Origin of the sequence: Pedobacter alluvionis (genome assembly GCF_003664035.1) — a bacterium.
GTDB classification, from domain to species: Bacteria; Bacteroidota; Bacteroidia; order Sphingobacteriales; family Sphingobacteriaceae; genus Pedobacter; species Pedobacter alluvionis.
Map to the genome: position 1 here is coordinate 589,413 of NZ_RCCK01000013.1, position 19,495 is coordinate 608,907.

Here is a 19,495-nt window from a genome sequence, read left to right on the forward strand (position 1 = left end):
GTATATTTGAAGAATATTGTTTATCAAGTAGATTATGACTAACGAAAGTCAACAACCAAATATCAATCCTCAAAACGATGAGGTTTCATTAAAAAATCTTATACTTGTATCTATAGAATGGTTACGTTACTTAATATCTAGGTGGCTGATTATATTATCTATTGGTATTGCTGGTGGCGTTTTGGGCTTTACTTATGCTTATTTCAAAAAGCCAGTTTATACTGCTACAACTACCTTTGTATTGGAAGAAGAAAAAAATAGCGGTGGCTTAAGTAATTTAGCAGGCATAGCTTCAATGGCTGGAGTTGATTTAGGAGGTAGTGGTGGTGGAATATTTCAAGGAGATAATATCCTGGGACTATATAAATCCAGAACAATGATTGAGCAGACGCTCCTAACACCAATAGAGTACGACAGTAAAAAGGAGTTATTAGTAGATCGTTATATTGAATTTAAAAAGCTAAAAGACCAATGGAAAGGTAATTCAGAACTATTTAAATTGAACTTTTCAATTGGAGTAACATCTAATTCAGCAAATTTATCAAAAGAAGGCCGTTTACGAGATAGCATTCTAGGTGTAATAGTTCAGGATATCAATAAAAATTTGCTTTCTGTTGTAAAACCCGATAAGAAGCTTAGTACAATTCAAGTGGATGTAAAAGCTACAGATGAGCTATTCGCAAAGGCTTTTAATGATGAGTTGGTAACAAATGTAAATGACTTCTACATTACGACAAAAACTAAGAAAACTCAGAAGAACATTGAGATACTTCAACATAAAACTGATTCAGTTCGAAATGTAATGAATGGTGCAATTTATAGATCGGTAGAAATCTCAGATGCAACCCCTAATTTAAATCCAACCAAACAAATTCAGAGAGTTGCTCCAACTCAAAAAGCCCAATTTTCAGCTGAAACAAATAAAGCCATTCTTAGTGAAATGGTTAAAAATTTGGAAATGACTAAGTTAGGTCTTTTGAAAGAAACTCCATTGGTTCAGATTATCGATAAACCAATTTACCCATTGCAAAAAGAACAGTTAGGGAAGTCTAAAGGAATTGTATTGGGAGGTTTTTTATTCGGATTTATGGCGATTATGTCCCTTATTGTTAAAAGGACTTTTATTAGGATTTTGAAGTAAATATTGCCTTACAAATTTTAGGTCACAATTATTTTAGTATTGATTTTAATCGGTTCCAAAGATTATTAAAGTAATGATTTTTTGATCAGAATATCTCACTAATTAATGATGAGTTTTGGATTACCTGAAATATTTGGACTCAAAATATTAAAGTTAATTCGCAAATTTTAAAAACGCACAAAAAGTAGATATTAATAGGTGCAATGAAAGAAAAGATAGCAGCTTACTTAAAACTTGATACTTCCAAAAATGCATTCTGGCTATTTTTGGATAAAATTATCAGGTTAGGAATCGGAATGATTGTCGGGATTCTCGTTGCTAGATATTTAGGCCCTGAGCTTTTTGGAAGATGGAATTATGTGATTGCCTGCATAGCCCTAGTGAGCGCATTTGCAACGCTTGGATTAGACCAAATTATTGTAAAATACCTTTTAGATAAGAAACTAGATGAATTTACCCTATTAGGAACAGCTTTTTATCTGAGATTATTTGGATCTTTCATAAGTACATTAATTATTGCGTTTTATTTTTATTTTTTCAAAAACGAAAATAAACTTTTATTTATTGCTCTCCTCACAGTTTCTAATCTCTGGTTTCAAAGTACTGATGTTATAGACTTAAAGAACCAATCGATTTTGCGTTCTAAAAAAACAGTGATTGTAAAAAATATTGTTTTTATCTTAACATCCATAATTAGAGTGTTACTTGTTTACTATAAGGCGTCTTTGATGATATTCGTTATTGTAGCTTCTTTAGAATATGTACTTGCTGCTTTAGGTATGGTGTTATATTATGGTGCCAGCAAAGTCTTTAATTGGAAGTTCGACCTTAGCTATTGTAAAATATTATTACTTGAGGCGTGGCCATTAATATTATCTGGTATAATAATTATGATGTATATGCGGCTTGACCAAGTAATGATAGGGAATATATTGGGAGAAGAAAGTACAGGCCTATACTCTGTTTCTACAAGGTTTACAGAGCTATGGTACTTTATACCTAGTGTATTCGTTACTTCGTTTTTCCCCAGATTGGTAGAAAAATTCAAAATGGATAAGAACGAGTACCTTAAACTCAGCCTAAAATTATTTAAATTATTGTTTTTCATAAGCTTGTCCATTTCTTTGTTTTTTCTATTTAGTGCTGAGATTATTATTGAAACTTTATATGGAAAAGGATATGTTATGGCCATACCTTCTTTACAAATAAGTATTTGGACAGGCATTTTTGTTTTTTGGGGAGTTGCAGCCGGAAATATGCTGGTGATAGAAAATTTAAATAAACATAATTTAATTAAGTCAGTACAAGGTTTAGTTCTTAACATAATATTAAATTTTATATTAATTCCTAGATATGGCATTAATGGAGCGGCTATTGCTACATTAATATCACAGTTTTATGCATCTTATCTCTATTATATTTTGTTTAAAAAAACAAGACACATTTTTTTATTGCAAACCAAATCAATATTATTTGTTTAAACTATGTATAAAGTAAAATCACCTATACTTTTTCTGTTTTTTAATAGGTTGGAGGAGACTAAACGTGTTTTTCAGGCAATTAAAGATAGTAAGCCTGAGCAACTTTTCTTAGCTTCCGATGGTCCACGACAAGGGCAAGAGAATGAAGCCAGTACCGTTGAATCTATAAGAGAATATATTATTAATAATATTGATTGGGAATGTAATATCTTTACTTTATTCAGAGATGAAAATCTTGGTTGTAAGAAAGCTGTGAGCCAGGCTATAACCTGGTTCTTCGATCAGATAGAAGAAGGCATAATTCTTGAAGATGACTGTTTGCCAAATAATGACTTTTTCAGGTTTTGTGATTTACAATTGAATCAATATAGGTACGATGATCGTATTGGCCATATATGCGGATGTAATTTTCAGGACGGTATCAAAAGAGGAGGAGCTGATTATTATTATTCGAAATTAACGCACGTATGGGGATGGGCAAGTTGGAAGAGAGTGTGGAGTGTGTATGACATTAACATGGCTGAATTGCAAAATGCTTATAAAGAAGACATTTTATCAGCTGTAACCGATAACCAATTTGCCAAAGCAATCCTTTACGAGTCTTTTTTTAAAACAAGAAACGGTTTAATAAATACTTGGGATTTTCAATATTTTTTCTCTAACCTAATTAATGGATACTTCTCTATAATACCAAATTATAATATGATAAGTAATATCGGATTCAATGCAAACGGTACTCACACTTTTAATTCTAACAGCTTACAGGCTAATATTGATCACGAAAATTTACCATTACTAGTTAAAGAACCTTCAGTTATTTATCAGAATAGGATGGCAGATGAATATACTTTGACTAAGGAATTACCAAAAAGATATATCTTTATTACAAACAAGCTTAAACAACTCATTAAGCTGTGCTTAATCAAATCGGGACTTTATAAATCAAAATCTGCTTAAATGAAGGTATTATTTGATCATCAAACATTTACCCTTCAGAATTATGGAGGAATATCTAGGTATTACTATGAGTTATTTAGAAGATTTGAAGGTAATGCTGATGCCGATGCCGAAGTCTCTCTTTTATTAAGTAACAATGCTTATTTAAATAAAAATACTTGTACAGGTATATCTAATTTTTTTCCAAAACTTAATTTTAAAGGTAAATATAGAATTCAAAATGGAATTAATCAATTTAATAGCGTTTCTAAATTAAAAGCCAGAAATTATGATGTTTTTCATCCTACCTATTACCATCCTTACTTCCTGCCATATTTAAAAGGAAAACCTTTTGTTGTCACTTTTTTAGATATGATTCATGAAAAATTTAATGATAAATATTCAGAATTGAAGCAGGATACTAAAATATATGACAATAAGAAATTATTGCTAAAAGAATCTTCGAAAGTTATCGCGATATCGGAATCGACCAAAAATGATATTATAGAAATCTTTAACGTCAATCCTGAAAAAATAGAAGTTATATATTTAGGCAATTCTATGTTATTAGATGCCAATGGTAGCAAAATTAATAGAGTAGTTAATGATGATTATATTCTGTATGTTGGAAACCGCTCACTATACAAAAATTTTAGTTTCTATTTATCTTCCGTAGCAGAAATTATTAGACAAAAAAGAATAAAATTAATTTGCGCAGGAGGCGGAGAATTTAATTCTGAAGAAATTTTGTTGATTAGTGAACTTAAATTAAGCGAATTAGTTGAATATATTTCTATCGATGATAGTATACTCTCTAATTTGTATGCCAACGCCCTCGGATTTGCTTTTCCTAGCTTATATGAGGGGTTTGGTATACCAGTTTTAGAAGCTTTTGCTTGTAAATGTCCAGTAATGCTTAGTAAGCAAGGCTCCTTACCAGAAGTTGGCGGTGATGCAGCAATTTATTTTGACCCTGAAAATAAGGAGGAAATTAGAAACGCCTTGTTAACTTTAATTGAAAATCCAATTTATAGAGAAGAACTGATATCAAAAGGGAACAAGAGGCTGCAAAAATTTTCTTGGGATAGAACATTTGAGGAGACTGCAAATCTTTATCAACAAATATTATGAAAGTAGCTCTAATCACAGGTGTTAGTGGACAAGATGGGGCATACCTTTCTAAACTTTTAATTAGTAAAGGGTATATAGTAATTGGACTGACCAGAAGTAATCATTATATAAATCTTGATAAGCTTAGATATCTAAATATTGACAAGCGTGTAACTATTGATGAATGTGATTTGCTAGATTTATCTGCGGTTATCAATATAATAACAAAATATGAGCCAGATGAAATTTATAACTTAGCTGCACAAAGCTCGGTTGGTTTATCATTTAAGCAACCAATTGGTACTATAAATTTTAATATTATTTCAGTGCTAAACTTACTTGAAGCAATCAGGATCGTAAAAAACAATGCAAGGTTTTACCAAGCATCTAGCAGTGAAATGTATGGTAAGGTCAATATACTACCAATTACGATAAATACTCCAATGCATCCATTAAGTCCCTATGCAATTTCGAAAGCTTCAGCAAACTGGACTGTAGTAAATTATCGTGAGGCTTATGGATTATTTGCATGTAATGGTGTACTGTTTAATCATGAATCATTTCTTCGAACTGAGTCTTTTTTTGTAAAAAAAGTAATTAGTGAATGTGTCAAGAATAAAGATAATGACAAGTGGATATTAAGCGTCGGCAATATTGACATTAAAAGAGATTTTGGATATTCTCCTAAATACGTAGAAGCGATGTGGTTAATGTTACAACATAATACACCAGAAGATTTTCTCATATGTTCTGGTACAAGCATTACCTTAAGATCAATTATCGAATATGTATTTTCCAAACTTAATATTTCATTAGAAAAACTTTCCATTTCTAGCGATTTAATGAGACCGACAGATATAGAGGATATATATGGAGATAATACAGATGCTACGGTTAAGTTAGGTTGGAAGAATGATGGCGATTTCTTTAATATACTTGATATACTTATAAGTGAAGAAATTGAATATGCAAGACAAAAGTGAGAATGCTCCTTTGATTTCAATTATCATTGTATGCTATAATTCTTATTCTACAATTCGCGAAACATTTGATTCAATCATTTGTCAAGTTTTTAAAAACTATGAACTCATAGTAATTGACGGTGGTTCAACGGATGGAACTTTAAATATCTTGAAAGAATACCAAGAGTATTTTAGGTATAGTATTAGTGAAAAGGATGATGGGATATATGATGCTATGAATAAGGGAATAGTGAAAGCTAGAGGGAAATACATATATTTTATCGGTAGTGATGACGTTATCTATAATTCAAATTCATTAAATGAAGTAAGTAATCATCTTAAAGATTCTTCAACAATATATTATGGAGACGTTTTGTTTAAAACTAGAAATGTAATTTATGATGGTGCTTTTAATATTTTCAAAATAGCAACAAGAAATATCAGTCATCAAAGTATTTTCTATCCAATAACTGCTTTCCACAACCAAAAATTCGAAGTTAAGTACAAAATTTATGCAGATTACGCATTTAATTTAAAGTTGTATGGTTCTGGTGCTTTCGGATTTAAATATATTCCAGTTATTATTGCTAACTTCAATGATCTTGGTGCGTCGGGGTCGCTTACACAGGATGAATGCTTTCAAAAGGATTTTCTTTCAATAATAAAAAAAAACTTTCCCTTTTATATTTATATATATAGAATTGTTCGAACGAAAATTTCTAAACTACTTGGTAAATGAACAACTATGAGTTTTACGGTATAGCTCTAGAAAACGTATTTTTGTTTTTCGTTATACTGGCATTTTCCTTTCTATTGCACATTGTAGTATTTTCAAGGCGTGTCAGATCTGTGCTTGATCCATATTTTTTACCCGTTGTTTCGTCAGTATTTTGCTTCACAGTTGTTGGATTGTTATATTTTACAAGTAATATTTCCACTTATGTCTTCTGTAATTACCTGCTAACTCAATTTACTTTTATATTAGGTTTTTGTACGTTTTCAAGAGTTAAATTTACATCGGGTTCACAAAAAAGCTTAACTCAACCACGAAATTATCTAATAGCATTCTATTTCTTCTCAATAGTATATTTGATAAGTCAGATATCAATTTATATCCTTAAAGGAATACCCTTACTTATGGAATCTAGGTTAGAGACGTTTGCAAGTGGCGGCGGTACTGGCGTAATCGGACGTATTAGTGACGTAAGTTCAGTTTTTTCACTTTATTCCTTTTTTTTGGTTATTAAAATTGATAAGTTACGTATAAGTGAATTTCCAAAATACATAATATTAGTACTTATTTTTTTAACATTTATTTTAAGTGGGAGTAAAAGTACCTTTCTTCTTGTTCTTCAAGTTTTTTGGTGTTTTATTTTTTTCTCCAAATTAAAAGGGTGGGCTTATCTAGGTTTTCAAGAACTCTTACGTAAGAATATTAAATATTTATTAATCCTGTCTTTAATAGTTGTTACAGCCATAATATCCATACAAAGCTCAAATGTTGAACCTGATGTTGAAAATAAGCTTAACCCATTATTAGCTTTAATGCTTCGCTTTGTTCATAGTGGTGATGTATACTGGTACGCATATCCGAATGATGTATATTTATCCATACCAAGCAACCAGTGGTTTGCCGCATTATTTAATGATACCTTGGGGTTGTTAAGAATTATGGATTGGGGATCACTCCCAGAAGCTGTAGGTATAACATTAAAAGATATTCATCATCCCAGCGATATACCCCAGGGGCCTAATGCAAGACACAATGTCTTTGGCTTAATATACTATGGTTTTTTTGGAAGTTTGATCTTTTCATTTTTTATTGGATTTGTAATAAGTTTTGTCCGTAACTTATTGCCAAAGCTTTTACCCTCTACCATGTTGGGAGGATTTTTATTTACATATTTAATATGTAAGATATCAGCCTTTGACTCAGATCCTATGTTAACAATAACTTATATAAATAACTTATTTTTTATTTTTCCGATTTTATACATTATGTATCTTCTAGTTAGTGAATGCCTTAATTTGATAAAAATTGCTCATGAAAATTAGCATAATAATTCCATACTTTAGAGGAGAAATTTTATTCGAAAGGTTGTTATTATCAATAGTTAAGGCAATAACTAAATTAGATAAAGTATCAGACAACTTTGAAGTGATTACAATCATAGATTCAGTTGAAACACCTCGAGCAGAGATTGAAGAAATAAAACATACGTGTTTTGCTTCACTAAAAAATACTAATTATAAAATAATAAAAAATGAAAGCAATCTTGGCGTAGCAGCATCGCGTAACGCCGCATTGAAAATCGCTAAAGGAGAGTTCATTCATTTAATTGATCAGGATGATGAAGTTCATGAAAATTTTTATAGCAACGTACAACCAGTTTGGAGCAAATTTAATTTTATACTAAACAATGGTGTGGTGTTTTATGAAAATAAAAAGTTTAATAGCCACAAACTTTATTATGTGAAGCCCGAGTTAACATTAAAGGGTTTTCTCAAAGATGATTTTATACGATCACCAGGGCAGGTTCTTTTTAAGAAAGATTTATTAAAAGGATTCCTTTTTCCTGAGCCTAAAAGATTTAAAGGAACAGATGATAGGTTTTTTTGGATAAAAATGTTTACGGTAAATAAAAACATTAAGCCTTACTACCTTGCATATCCAGGATATATAGCCTATATCCATGAGCACAATTATAGTGCAGATTTACAAAATATGAAGATGAGTGAGCTAGAAAACTGGCTATCTTTCCCAGTAAATGAAATCCCTAAAGAATTTAACAATTTAGTAAAGAACGATATATTAAGAATAAGATTAACACTAGGTGAAAAACTTATTGTTTCGGAAAAAATAACTGCAATATATACTAAACTGTTATACTTTTGCAGGCTTAATAAAATTATAAGGTTTATAAATAAAAGAAAAAAATGGTAAAAATTTTGTATGTAATTTCTACATTAAAAAGAACAGGGCCAACAAATGTGCTGTACAATTTAATTTCGGAATTAGATAAAACTAAGTTTGAGCCATTGGTTCTAACTTTATCAGTCGAAGACGAGAGGTTTCCGAGCTTATATGAAGATTTTAAAAAATTGAACATTAGCATAAACTCGCTTAACCTCACAAGATTATCTGGTTTTTTGAGTGGTAAAAGTATGCTTAAAAGATTCGTCGATAAGCATCAAATTAACATTGTTCATTTGAATGGTTTCAGGGGGGATATATTGGTAAAGGCTGCTGACTACTCTAAGTTACAAGCGATAGTAAGTACAATCAATAGTAACATCTACGATGATTATACCATGTTATACGGTAAGCTTAAAGGTTCAATTATGGCTTGGCTACATATGAGATCACTGAAAGATAAGATTGCAATTGGATGCTCAAATTTCGTTGTAAAGGAATTGAATAAAAAATATAATTCACAGCTGACCGCAATTTATAATGGTATCCCAAAATGCAGCTATACCGTGCCTACAATTGATGAAAAAAATCAGCTTAAAAAAGAATTAGGTCTGAATATCGATGAAAAAATATTCGTATTTGTTGGTTACTTGATTTATAGAAAGGATCCATTAACTGCAATAAAGGGTTTTCTTAATGCCAAAATTGATAGTAACACAACATTTCTAGTTATAGGAGATGGGCCATTGATGGATGAGTGCAAGAGTTTGTTAATTACGGATGAGAATAAATCAGTTCGCTTTCTTGGCAATCAATCACAAACATTGAAATATTTAAAGGCTTCAGATTATTATATTGCATCATCGTATTCTGAAGGTTTACCAACTTCTGTCATGGAGGCGATGGCATGTGGTCTGCCAATTATTTTATCAAATATTCAACCACATATTGAACTAACCCAAGCGATCACCTCATGGAACTATTTATTTAACTTGAATGATTCAACAAGCTTATCGAATAAAATTGAACAGATATTAAAAGATGATTATAATAAACTAAGTAATCAATGCCGGGCGATAATTGATGAAAAAATTAATTCTACTGTTATGGCAAGGAAATACGAGGAAGTTTATATTAATGGAGTAATCAAATGATTGGAAAGTGTTTAGTCTTGGGAGGAGGAGGATTTATTGGTTCAAACTTAGTTGAGGGTTTGTTAAAATTTGGATATGATGTTAGGGTGTTTGACATTAAAAATTTCTCAAAAAAAAATATACAAGAATTTGAAAATAGAATAGAGATTGTAGAGGGGGATTTTGGTAACCCTATTGATGTCCAACGTGCGTTAGATGGAATTGATTACGTCTATCATTTGATTAGTACGACCATTCCTTCCAATTCTGTTCTTAATCCAACATACGATATTGAGACCAACGTACTTCCTACTATAAACCTTCTACAGTACTGTGCAACCTCTAAAATTAAGAAGATTGTATATATATCTTCCGGCGGTACCGTTTATGGAATTCCAGAAAAGGTACCGATTGCTGAAGGTCACAATTGTAATCCCATAAGTTCTTATGGAATTGTAAAACGAACTATTGAAAGTTATTTCCAGCTCTATAAAAAAAATTGGGGAGTCGATTGCTGTGTTTTTAGATTATCTAATCCATACGGAGAGCGCCAGAATCCCACAAATGTTCAGGGGGCTATGGCTGTTTTTAGTTATAAATCAATAAAAAATTTCGATATTGAAATATGGGGAGATGGAGAGGTAATCAGAGATTATATCTATATAGGAGATGTCGTTTCAGCCTTAATTAAAGCTATATCTATTGAAACACCTGAAGTTATTTACAATCTTGGTAGTGGTGAAGGTAAATCAATTAACGATATTCTTAATCTCATAAGATTATACTTTAATCCACAACTCAAAGTTAAATATCTAGAAGCACGCAATTTTGATGTCCCAGTAAATATTCTCAATATTTCCTTATTAAGGAAAAGATTTCAATGGGAGCCTGAAATGAAACTTGACCAAGGTATTAAGTTACTATATAATCATATTAACGCCCATAATGGATAAGCTTATTCAGTTTTCTGTATTACTATCTCTTTATGGAGGGGAAGATAGTAATAATTTTATTGATGCTTTAGAAAGCATTGAAAATCAAGTATATAAACCAGATCAGGTTGTGTTAGTTATCGACGGGCCAATAGCTAGTCAATTAGAAAAAGTTGTTCATTCATTTGTAAATAGACTGAATGATTTGACCATCTTAAGGTTAAATGAAAATGTTGGGTTAGGAACAGCCCTTAATAAAGGGCTGGAGGTATGTAAATATGAATGGGTTGCAAGAATGGATACTGATGATATATGTTATCCAGAAAGATTTGAGAAACAAATAACATATTTAATAAACCATCCGCAAATCCATGTGTTAGGTTCGGCAGTACAAGAATTTAATGTTGTACCTAACGACTTAGGAGTTTTTAGAATTTTGCCATCGAAAATGGATGAGATAAAAAAATTTTCTAAGTTTAGAAATCCATTAAATCATCCCAGTGTTATATTTAAGAAAACAGTAATAATAGATGTCGGTTCTTATTTAGATATGCCGCTTTTTGAAGATTTTTATTTGTGGACGAGGATAATCCAAAAAGGATATATCATAGAAAATTTAATTGAACCATTACTTCATTTTAGAATTGGAAACGACATGATTGGAAGACGTCATGGGTTCTCTTATTTGAAGAAGGAGATTCATTACTTAACTACAGTTAAGACAAACGGATTTATAAATTTTGGCGAATATATTGTTTCTATCCTGACTAAAGCACCTCTTAGATTAATGCCCAAAAACATACTTAAATTTATATATAGAAAATTTTTGCGATGAAAATACTAGTTACAGGTGCTTCTGGATTCTTAGGCAAATCTTTGGTTAAAAGGTTAACTATTACTGATGAAGTTTTTACACTTTCAAGGAGTTTTGCAGATCTGAATATTGATTTAACAACAATGATACCCCATACACCTGAGGTGGACGTAGTTATCCATGCAGCCGGTAAGGCGCATATTGTACCTAAAAGTGCACAAGAAAAGCAAGCATTTTTTGATGTAAATGTAAATGGAACAGCTAACTTATTGAAAGGTTTGGAAATAGCAAGATGTTTGCCTAATTCATTTATATTTATTAGTACAGTTGCTGTTTATGGGTGTGATTCTGGGGTAATGATCAATGAGGACCATCCTTTAAACGCTACAGATCCTTATGGGCAAAGTAAAATTCAGGCGGAGCGGATTGTTCAGGATTGGTGCGTTAAAAACAATGTTATTTGTGGTATATTGAGATTACCACTTTTGGTGGGTGAGAATCCTCCGGGGAATCTAGGAGCGATGATAAAAGGAATTGATAAAGGTTATTATTTTAACATTGCTGGTGGTAAAGCACGAAAAAGTATGGTTTTTACGCAAGATGTTGCAAATATCCTGCCCATCATAGCTATTAAGGGGGGGATTTATAATCTAACTGATAATTATCATCCATCTTTTGCAGAACTTGCTATCCATATCGCCAAGCAGCTAGGGAAAAAAAAGGTATTGAACCTACCTCTTATAATTGCCAAAATAATGGCGAGGATGGGTGATTTACTAGGGAATAAAGCACCCATTAATTCGATAAAAATGGCGAAAATAATTAAAGATCTTACTTTTGACGATTCAAAAGCAAAAAAACAATTAAATTGGAAACCGAATCCTATTTTACAAGGATTTAATATTAAATAGAATGAAAAAAGCATTAATTACTGGAATAACTGGACAAGACGGAGCATATCTTGCGGATTTACTATTAAAAAAAGGATATGAAGTTCATGGGATTAAACGCCGGAGTTCATTATTTAATACAGATAGGATTGACCATTTGTATCAGGATCCACATGAAGCTAATGTTCGGTTTAAACTGCATTATGGCGATTTAACTGATTCGACTAATCTTATCCGGATTGTACAGGAGGTGCAGCCTGACGAAATTTATAATTTAGGTGCGATGAGCCATGTTAAAGTTTCGTTTGATTCACCCGAATATGTAGCCAATGTAGATGGTATCGGAACTTTAAGGATTTTGGAAGCTGTGAGAATTTTAGGGTTGGAAAAGAAAACTAGAATCTATCAGGCATCTACTTCCGAATTATATGGTGGAATGCCAGAAAATAAAAACGCACAGGGGTTCTATGATGAAAATTCGCCATTTTATCCTCGGTCACCTTATGGTGTAGCTAAAATATACGGTTTTTGGATTACTAAAAACTATCGGGAAGCTTACGGCATGTTTGCATGTAATGGCATACTCTTCAATCATGAAAGCCCGCTTAGAGGCGAAACTTTCGTTACCCGTAAAATTACAAGGGCGACAGCTAAAATTGCTTTGGGTTTGCAAGAAAAATTATTTTTAGGGAATTTAGATGCTTTACGGGATTGGGGTCATGCTAAAGATTATGTAGAAGCTATGTGGTTGATCTTACAGCAAGACGTACCTGAAGACTATGTAATCGCTACGGGTGTAACGACGACTGTTAGGGATTTTGTCAAATTATCTTTTAAACATGTCGGCATAGAATTGGCATTTAAAGGGCATGGTGTGGAAGAAAAAGCTTATGTAGTATCTTGTGCAAATTCGGATCATCAGCTTGAGGTTGGAAGAGAAGTTGTGGCTGTTGATGCTACTTATTTCAGGCCAACAGAGGTGGATTTGTTGATTGGCGATCCAACTAAATCAAAAACTAAACTGGGTTGGAAGCCACAATATGATCTTGCAGGATTAGTAGAAGATATGATGGCTTCAGATGTAGATCATTTTAAAAAAGAGTTGATGTTAAAAGCTGCTGGTTATACTGTAAAAAATCAGTTTGAATAATAACTTGCAGAGGAGTTACATTTTCCCTGGAGTTTACAGCCACCAGTACGAATGAATAAAACAGATAAAATATACATAGCGGGTCATAAGGGTATGGTGGGGTCGGCCATTATGCGAAATCTACTGGCTGATGGTTATGAAAACGTCATTACCAGAACCTCATCCGAATTAGATTTACGTGATGGTATTGCCGTATCAAAATTTTTTGATATGGAAAGACCAGATTATGTATTTCTTGCAGCTGCTAAAGTAGGAGGAATCATTGCGAACAATACTTATAGAGCAGATTTTCTATATGAAAACCTGATGATCCAAAATAATGTTATCCATCAGGCATATTTAAAGCAGGTTAAAAAGCTAATGTTTCTGGGCTCTTCTTGTATCTATCCGAAGTTAGCGCCTCAGCCTTTAAAAGAAGAATATCTTTTAACTGGAGAATTGGAGCCAACAAATGAGCCTTATGCCATTGCAAAAATTGCTGGTATTAAAATGTGTGATGCCTACCGCGATCAATACGGATGTAATTTTGTTTCGGTAATGCCAACTAATCTTTATGGCCCAAATGACAATTATGACTTACATAATTCGCACGTTTTGCCTGCGATGTTAAGGAAATTTATAACTGCTAATAAAAATGGTGATACAAACGTTGTCATATGGGGAACCGGCACACCCAAACGTGAATTTCTACATGCTGATGATTTAGCTGAAGCCTGTATTTATCTGATGCGAAATTACAATGAGCCAGGCCTTGTGAATATCGGTGTGGGAGAAGATATATCTATATTAGAACTGGCCAGATTGGTTAAGGATATAGTGGGATTTGAAGGAGAAATTTTGACAGATACATCAAAACCTGACGGAACACCCCGCAAACTGATGAATGTAGATAAATTAAATGGCTTTGGATGGAAAGCAAAGATTAGTTTAAGGGATGGGATTTCTAAAGTTTATGAAGAAATAAAAAATAATGATTGGAACTAATCAAAGTACTTATGTACCTATAATGGCGGGCGGCGTTGGCTCTCGCTTCTGGCCGAAAAGCCGTAATCATTTCCGAAACAGTTTATCGATATTCTTGGGTTGGGTAAGTCACTCTTACAATTGACTTATGATCGCTTTTTAAATATTTGCCCGACAGAGAATATCTACATCATTAAACCAATGTGCATTACAAAGACCTTGTACAGCAACAGTTTACTGCTTTGTGCAGTGAACAAGTTTTGCTGGAACCGAGCCGTAATAACACTGCTCTTTAGATCGCTTATGCAAGTTATAACAATAAACTTATTCAGTTTAGCAAGGCTTAAATATTAAGATCATGAGGTTTCGTAGGGAGTAACCATTATATTGCAGCATTGAAATACATTAAAAAAAATTAAAAAATAGCATCAATAATGTCAGGAAGATTATCAACCACTAAGCATTTAATGTTTTTAGACAGCCTTCGGGGTTTAGCTTCACTATACGTCGTATTGCATCATGCAGCAGCATATTTTCCTTTTAGTCATGAGTCATCTTTCAAAAGGATTGTACTTCAAATTTTGGGCTATGGACACTGGGCCGTAGACTTATTCATTGTGCTTTCTGGCTATAGTTTAATGCTCGCGGCCATAAGGAATGACTATGCTATAAAGGGAGGGTATTTCTTCTTTATTAAAAGACGAATTATCAGAATAATACCACCATATTATTTGGCCTTATTTTTATCTATTATACTTATCTATTTTTTTATAAATGATAGCAATAATCAAAGATGGAGTTATGCCTTGCCAGTTACTTATGAAACAGTTATTTTCCATCTCATGATGATTCATGATTTTCTGAAATCTTCAGTTACCAAAATTAATTACTCATTTTGGTCTATTGGAGTTGAATTTAGAATATACTTTTTTTTTCCATTACTTTTATTGGTTTTAAAAAAAATTGGCCGACTAGGAGTTTTAGGACTTGCTTTATTAGTGACAATAGTTTGCGCCGTTTTGATGAAATATCTGGAGGGAATTAATAGCGATTTTGACTACATTGGCATAGGTGTCAATCATTATATTCTTCTATTCTGTTTTGGAATGTTAATCGCAGACCTATCATTTTCCACGGCTAACCTGGCTACTAGAATCAGACAAATATATTTTCATTACCAAAACGTAATCAATTATTCTGTTCTGTCTATATTTTTAATCTTTTTGATGCCTGGCAGAACTAACCTGACAAATCTAATCACAAAAAGTTTTGATCAGTCTAACAAATTGTTCTTCAATCCTCGTATCGAAGATTTACTCGTTGGTATATTTACATGTTTTATCCTATTTATATGTTCTGTCAATAGTGCTCCTAAATCTTATCATCTTCCTAAACTCTTAGCATGGAGGCCTCTTACTTTGCTCGGAACTTTTTCATATAGCTTGTATCTTATTCATGCGCCAATATTGCAGATTTTCGTACAGTACATCATTTCTCCATTGAAGTTGGAAAGTTTCTCAAAATGCTTGTTGTTACTATTTGTTGGAACCCCAATTATTTTAGCTCTTTCTTATTTGTTTTTCCTATGTTGTGAAAAGCCATTTCTCAAAATGAGAACAAAACAATAAAGCTTTTGAGGTATCTATTTATGTAAACCTTAAAGCGATAACTTAATTTTCGAATTCCTAAATTACTTTCACAGTATTAAATGACCGCAATGTTTTTGGACATATCAACAAATGGTTTAAAGATTTATATTTTAGGAAGATTTCAGATGGAAAGGTTCAAAGTGTTTCCTCGTTTGAGAAGGATATTTTACAGGTTCAGTTACTGCAAAAGACAACTACCGATCTTCAACTATCTTCAGTTTTATCCATGCCTACTATCATTATGAATTTACTTTTTGCATTTTCTTTTATCATTGCGTTAATACTCCTGGAAATAGTTTACTTCAAACTCGCTGATCACTTCAACATCATCGATAAGCCTAATAGCCGTAGCTCTCATACGGCGATCACCTTGAGGGGCGGCGGAATTATCTTTCCGATTGCTGCATTGCTTTGGTTCGGTTTCTTTGGTTTTGCTTATCCTTACTTCATTGCGGGACTGTCTGCAATCGCCCTAATTAGTTTTTTAGACGATTTAATCACGCTCAATAATAAGGTCAGGCTAAGTGTGCATCTTATATCTGTTTTGTTGATGTTTTACCAGTGGAATCTTTTTGAGCTAAACTGGTATTGGATTCCGATAGCCACTATTTTTGTGATCGGTACCATTAATGCGTACAATTTTATGGATGGAATAAATGGCATTACAGGTAGTTACAGCCTCCTTGCCGTTATTACGCTTTATTATATAGACATATATATATATGCCTTTACTTCACCTGCTTTATTAATTACCATTGCACTTTCACTACTGGTTTTCAATTTTTTTAATTTCAGAAAGAAAGCGAAATGTTTTGCCGGTGATGTGGGAAGTGTTGGCATAGCCTTCATTATTGTTTTTTTCATAGGTCAGTTAATTTTGGCTACTCATAACTTTAATTACATTTTGCTTTTACTTTTTTATGGTATAGATGCAGTAAGTACTATTTTGTTTAGAGTAATCAGGAAAGAAAATATTTTTGAAGCGCATAGAAGCCATTTTTATCAATTTCTTTCTAACGAAAAAAAGACTCCCCATTTAATCGTAGCAACAATTTATCTTTTTGTACAATCGATTATAAATATAATTCTTGTTTTTTTTGTTAACGAAAATATATTCTCGGCACTGTTATTGTGTTTATTTTGCATAGTTGTTTTTATGGTTGTAAGATTTAAAATGGAAGGTAAACAACGATTGCTTAAAGCCCAAGTTGTTTAATTGGTTTAAAACAGGCATCCATTAATAACGATGATCAACATTCAGTTTAAGAAAAGATTTGAAGGCCGTTGATCGAATATAATAATTATCGAATGTAGCGTTTAAGAACGATTTAACGTTTATGTATAAAAAGATAATAAATAAAGAAAATTTAATGTGGATTCGTGATTACACGATACTGAATAGTTTTTAGTTCAGTTTTATTTACATTAAGCGCATTGTTAAACTGTATATTTTTTATACTAAGCCTATTGAATTTTGTTTACACAGATTAATATTGTACCTCGCTGGATCATCTTTTTGCTCGATATCAGCATCTGCACCTTTTCTATGGTGTTTGCCTATGGTTTAAAACAAAATTTAGACCTTACGGCAGTAAATGTATTCGAGCTTTCCAGAAACCTGTTGATTTTTGCTGCCATTAATATTGTCGTTTTTCTTGCCATTAAAACTTATGCAGGAATTATCAGATATACCAGCGTTCAGGATTCTTTCAGGATATTGTTTTCCATATCACTCTCAAATGGTATATTTCTATTCATCAACCTTATTTATATTACCTTTTTTAAAGGGTTTTTGATTCCTAATACGGTACTTATTACGGCTGGTTTAACGAGCTTTTTATTACTGATTACCTATAGAGTACTGATTAAATATTTTTTTCTTTATGTTAAAAATCTAAAACTGGATAAAAAGAAAGTGATTATTTACGGTGCAGGCGAGGCAGGATTAGCAACTAAAAGAACTTTCGATCATGATCCAAGTGTGAACAAAAATATTGTAGCATTTGTAGATGACGATGAAAGAAAAATTGGTAAAACAATCGACGGTGTAAAAATTTTGGACGCTTCTAAATTGTCGGTGTTGATTCAGAAGCATGAATTAGATGAGATTATTTTTGCTTCCTATGCTATTCCTGATGAAAGGAAAAATCAGGTAATTGATTTATGTTTAGAGAACGACATTAAAGTCCTGAATATACCGCCACGTGATGTATGGACAAACGGACAGTTAAAAACAGCACAGATACAGAAATTAAATATTGAAGATCTGCTTAACCGTAAACCTATAAAAATCGACATTGATGGCTTGGGTAATATGCTCAATAATAAACGCATATTGATTACAGGAGCTGCAGGCTCAATAGGAAGCGAAATTGTTCGCCAGCTTACAAAATTCGATGTTGGTTTAATCATTCTTTGCGATCAGGCAGAGTCTGCTTTACATGAGCTTTATCTTGAGCTGGAGGAAAATAATACCAATAAAAACTTTCATGCTTTTATTGGCGATGTTCGTGATCAACAGCGCATGGAGGTCTTATTCAGTACCTATAAACCACATTATGTTTATCACGCTGCGGCTTACAAACACGTGCCTTTAATGGAAGATAACCCGGCAGAAGCAATCAAAGCCAATGTTTTGGGTACTAAAACAATCGCTGATAAGGCTGTTAAACACGGCGTGCAGAAATTTGTAATGATTTCTACTGATAAAGCTGTTAATCCTACCAATATCATGGGCGCATCTAAGCGGATTGCCGAGATTTACGTGCAATCGTTAAATAATTCGCTTCACCAGGATAACTTTATATTTAGTAACGGATTAAGTTATATCAATACCCTTGAGGTTAAACCGATCACTAAATTTATTACCACCCGCTTTGGCAATGTGCTTGGTTCAAATGGCTCTGTTATTCCGAGATTCGAGCAGCAGATCAAAAAGGGAGGACCGATCACGGTAACCCATCCGGAAATTACACGCTATTTTATGACTATCCCCGAGGCTTGCCGTTTGGTTTTAGAAGCCGGATGTATGGGTAAGGGAGGCGAGATTTTTATCTTCGATATGGGTAAATCGGTTAAAATCGTAGAACTGGCCAAAAAAATGATTCGCTTAGCTGGTCTTGAACCTAATGTTGATGTAAAAATCGAGTATACAGGTTTGCGACCTGGTGAAAAACTTTATGAGGAATTGTTAAATGATGCAGAAAATACCATGCCTACCCATCATGAAAAAATAATGATTGGAAAAGTTAGGGAATATGTGTTCTCTGATATACAAAGACAGATATATGAGTTGATTTCATCAGCAACATCTGATGATGATTGGCAGGTAGTAATGAATATGAAAAAATTAGTTCCTGAATTTATAAGTAAAAATTCGATATTTGAAGAACTTGATAAAGTTTTAAAAGATTAACTATT

Annotated in this window: 17 protein-coding genes; all 17 read left to right on the forward strand. The window is 32.6% G+C overall.

Translation table 11 applies throughout. The annotated features are described in order from the left end of the window. Window positions 1-34 precede the first annotated feature (34 nt). The 17 genes from BCL90_RS19340 to BCL90_RS19420 all read left to right on the forward strand — a co-directional run bounded on the left by BCL90_RS19340 (window position 35) and on the right by BCL90_RS19420 (window position 19,490). A complete protein-coding gene (locus BCL90_RS19340; protein ID WP_121286019.1) occupies window positions 35-1,141 on the forward strand; it encodes a Wzz/FepE/Etk N-terminal domain-containing protein in 1,107 nt (368 codons plus the stop codon). A gap of 203 nt (window positions 1,142-1,344) precedes the next feature. Next, window positions 1,345-2,622, forward strand: coding sequence for a flippase (locus tag BCL90_RS19345; RefSeq protein ID WP_121286022.1), 1,278 nt, complete (start codon window positions 1,345-1,347; stop codon window positions 2,620-2,622). Window positions 2,623-2,625: 3 nt separating this feature from the next. Next, window positions 2,626-3,579: a nucleotide-diphospho-sugar transferase gene (locus BCL90_RS19350; protein ID WP_121286025.1), complete on the forward strand. Its 954-nt coding sequence runs from the start codon at window positions 2,626-2,628 to the stop codon at window positions 3,577-3,579. Beyond that, the gene (locus BCL90_RS19355) at window positions 3,580-4,689 is read left to right on the forward strand and encodes a glycosyltransferase family 4 protein (protein WP_121286028.1); all 1,110 of its coding nucleotides are present in this window, start codon (window positions 3,580-3,582) and stop codon (window positions 4,687-4,689) included. It abuts the gene before it with no gap. Then, window positions 4,686-5,651, forward strand: a complete 966-nt coding sequence (locus BCL90_RS19360; protein WP_121286031.1) for a GDP-mannose 4,6-dehydratase — start codon at window positions 4,686-4,688, stop codon at window positions 5,649-5,651. Before BCL90_RS19355 ends, BCL90_RS19360 begins: the two co-directional genes overlap by 4 nt. Then, window positions 5,635-6,369, forward strand: a complete 735-nt coding sequence (locus tag BCL90_RS19365; protein WP_121286034.1) for a glycosyltransferase family 2 protein — start codon at window positions 5,635-5,637, stop codon at window positions 6,367-6,369. The genes BCL90_RS19360 and BCL90_RS19365 overlap by 17 nt, the downstream gene beginning before the upstream one ends. Next, window positions 6,366-7,685, forward strand: a complete 1,320-nt coding sequence (locus BCL90_RS19370) for an O-antigen polymerase (protein ID WP_121286037.1) — start codon at window positions 6,366-6,368, stop codon at window positions 7,683-7,685. Before BCL90_RS19365 ends, BCL90_RS19370 begins: the two co-directional genes overlap by 4 nt. Next, window positions 7,675-8,574, forward strand: coding sequence for a glycosyltransferase family 2 protein (locus BCL90_RS19375; RefSeq protein WP_121286040.1), 900 nt, complete (start codon window positions 7,675-7,677; stop codon window positions 8,572-8,574). The genes BCL90_RS19370 and BCL90_RS19375 overlap by 11 nt, the downstream gene beginning before the upstream one ends. Then, entirely contained in the window at window positions 8,568-9,698 is a 1,131-nt protein-coding gene (locus BCL90_RS19380) for a glycosyltransferase family 4 protein (protein ID WP_121286043.1), read from the forward strand. The genes BCL90_RS19375 and BCL90_RS19380 overlap by 7 nt, the downstream gene beginning before the upstream one ends. After that, window positions 9,695-10,630, forward strand: coding sequence for an NAD-dependent epimerase/dehydratase family protein (locus tag BCL90_RS19385; RefSeq protein WP_121286046.1), 936 nt, complete (start codon window positions 9,695-9,697; stop codon window positions 10,628-10,630). Before BCL90_RS19380 ends, BCL90_RS19385 begins: the two co-directional genes overlap by 4 nt. Continuing rightward, window positions 10,623-11,444 carry a glycosyltransferase gene (locus BCL90_RS19390; RefSeq protein WP_121286049.1) on the forward strand — a complete coding sequence of 274 codons (822 nt, stop codon included), beginning with the start codon at window positions 10,623-10,625 and terminating at the stop codon, window positions 11,442-11,444. The genes BCL90_RS19385 and BCL90_RS19390 overlap by 8 nt, the downstream gene beginning before the upstream one ends. After that, window positions 11,441-12,334, forward strand: a complete 894-nt coding sequence (locus BCL90_RS19395; RefSeq protein WP_121286052.1) for an NAD-dependent epimerase/dehydratase family protein — start codon at window positions 11,441-11,443, stop codon at window positions 12,332-12,334. Before BCL90_RS19390 ends, BCL90_RS19395 begins: the two co-directional genes overlap by 4 nt. A 1-nt stretch (window position 12,335) precedes the next feature. After that, window positions 12,336-13,463, forward strand: a complete 1,128-nt coding sequence (gene gmd, locus BCL90_RS19400; RefSeq protein WP_121286055.1) for a GDP-mannose 4,6-dehydratase — start codon at window positions 12,336-12,338, stop codon at window positions 13,461-13,463. Between the two features lie 51 nt (window positions 13,464-13,514). After that, window positions 13,515-14,447 carry a GDP-L-fucose synthase family protein gene (locus BCL90_RS19405; protein ID WP_121286058.1) on the forward strand — a complete coding sequence of 311 codons (933 nt, stop codon included), beginning with the start codon at window positions 13,515-13,517 and terminating at the stop codon, window positions 14,445-14,447. A 413-nt stretch (window positions 14,448-14,860) separates the two neighbouring features. Then, window positions 14,861-16,054 carry an acyltransferase family protein gene (locus BCL90_RS19410; RefSeq protein WP_121286061.1) on the forward strand — a complete coding sequence of 398 codons (1,194 nt, stop codon included), beginning with the start codon at window positions 14,861-14,863 and terminating at the stop codon, window positions 16,052-16,054. 247 nt (window positions 16,055-16,301) lie between these two features. Then, window positions 16,302-17,291 carry an MraY family glycosyltransferase gene (locus tag BCL90_RS19415; protein ID WP_244094971.1) on the forward strand — a complete coding sequence of 330 codons (990 nt, stop codon included), beginning with the start codon at window positions 16,302-16,304 and terminating at the stop codon, window positions 17,289-17,291. 258 nt (window positions 17,292-17,549) lie between these two features. After that, window positions 17,550-19,490 (forward strand): polysaccharide biosynthesis protein, encoded by a 1,941-nt coding sequence (locus BCL90_RS19420; RefSeq protein ID WP_121286067.1) that lies wholly within the window; start codon window positions 17,550-17,552, stop codon window positions 19,488-19,490. Window positions 19,491-19,495: the final 5 nt, after the last annotated feature.

Coding starts and splice junctions, on each gene's coding strand:
- BCL90_RS19390 (WP_121286049.1), top strand. CDS start 10,623: ATGGATAAGCTTATTCAGTTTTCTGTATTACTATCTCTTTATGGAGGG.
- BCL90_RS19405 (WP_121286058.1), top strand. CDS start 13,515: ATGAATAAAACAGATAAAATATACATAGCGGGTCATAAGGGTATGGTG.
- BCL90_RS19395 (WP_121286052.1), top strand. CDS start 11,441: ATGAAAATACTAGTTACAGGTGCTTCTGGATTCTTAGGCAAATCTTTG.
- BCL90_RS19355 (WP_121286028.1), top strand. CDS start 3,580: ATGAAGGTATTATTTGATCATCAAACATTTACCCTTCAGAATTATGGA.
- BCL90_RS19365 (WP_121286034.1), top strand. CDS start 5,635: ATGCAAGACAAAAGTGAGAATGCTCCTTTGATTTCAATTATCATTGTA.
- BCL90_RS19370 (WP_121286037.1), top strand. CDS start 6,366: ATGAACAACTATGAGTTTTACGGTATAGCTCTAGAAAACGTATTTTTG.
- BCL90_RS19340 (WP_121286019.1), top strand. CDS start 35: ATGACTAACGAAAGTCAACAACCAAATATCAATCCTCAAAACGATGAG.
- gmd (WP_121286055.1), top strand. CDS start 12,336: ATGAAAAAAGCATTAATTACTGGAATAACTGGACAAGACGGAGCATAT.
- BCL90_RS19350 (WP_121286025.1), top strand. CDS start 2,626: ATGTATAAAGTAAAATCACCTATACTTTTTCTGTTTTTTAATAGGTTG.
- BCL90_RS19375 (WP_121286040.1), top strand. CDS start 7,675: ATGAAAATTAGCATAATAATTCCATACTTTAGAGGAGAAATTTTATTC.
- BCL90_RS19345 (WP_121286022.1), top strand. CDS start 1,345: ATGAAAGAAAAGATAGCAGCTTACTTAAAACTTGATACTTCCAAAAAT.
- BCL90_RS19415 (WP_244094971.1), top strand. CDS start 16,302: ATGCCTACTATCATTATGAATTTACTTTTTGCATTTTCTTTTATCATT.
- BCL90_RS19360 (WP_121286031.1), top strand. CDS start 4,686: ATGAAAGTAGCTCTAATCACAGGTGTTAGTGGACAAGATGGGGCATAC.
- BCL90_RS19380 (WP_121286043.1), top strand. CDS start 8,568: ATGGTAAAAATTTTGTATGTAATTTCTACATTAAAAAGAACAGGGCCA.
- BCL90_RS19385 (WP_121286046.1), top strand. CDS start 9,695: ATGATTGGAAAGTGTTTAGTCTTGGGAGGAGGAGGATTTATTGGTTCA.
- BCL90_RS19410 (WP_121286061.1), top strand. CDS start 14,861: ATGTCAGGAAGATTATCAACCACTAAGCATTTAATGTTTTTAGACAGC.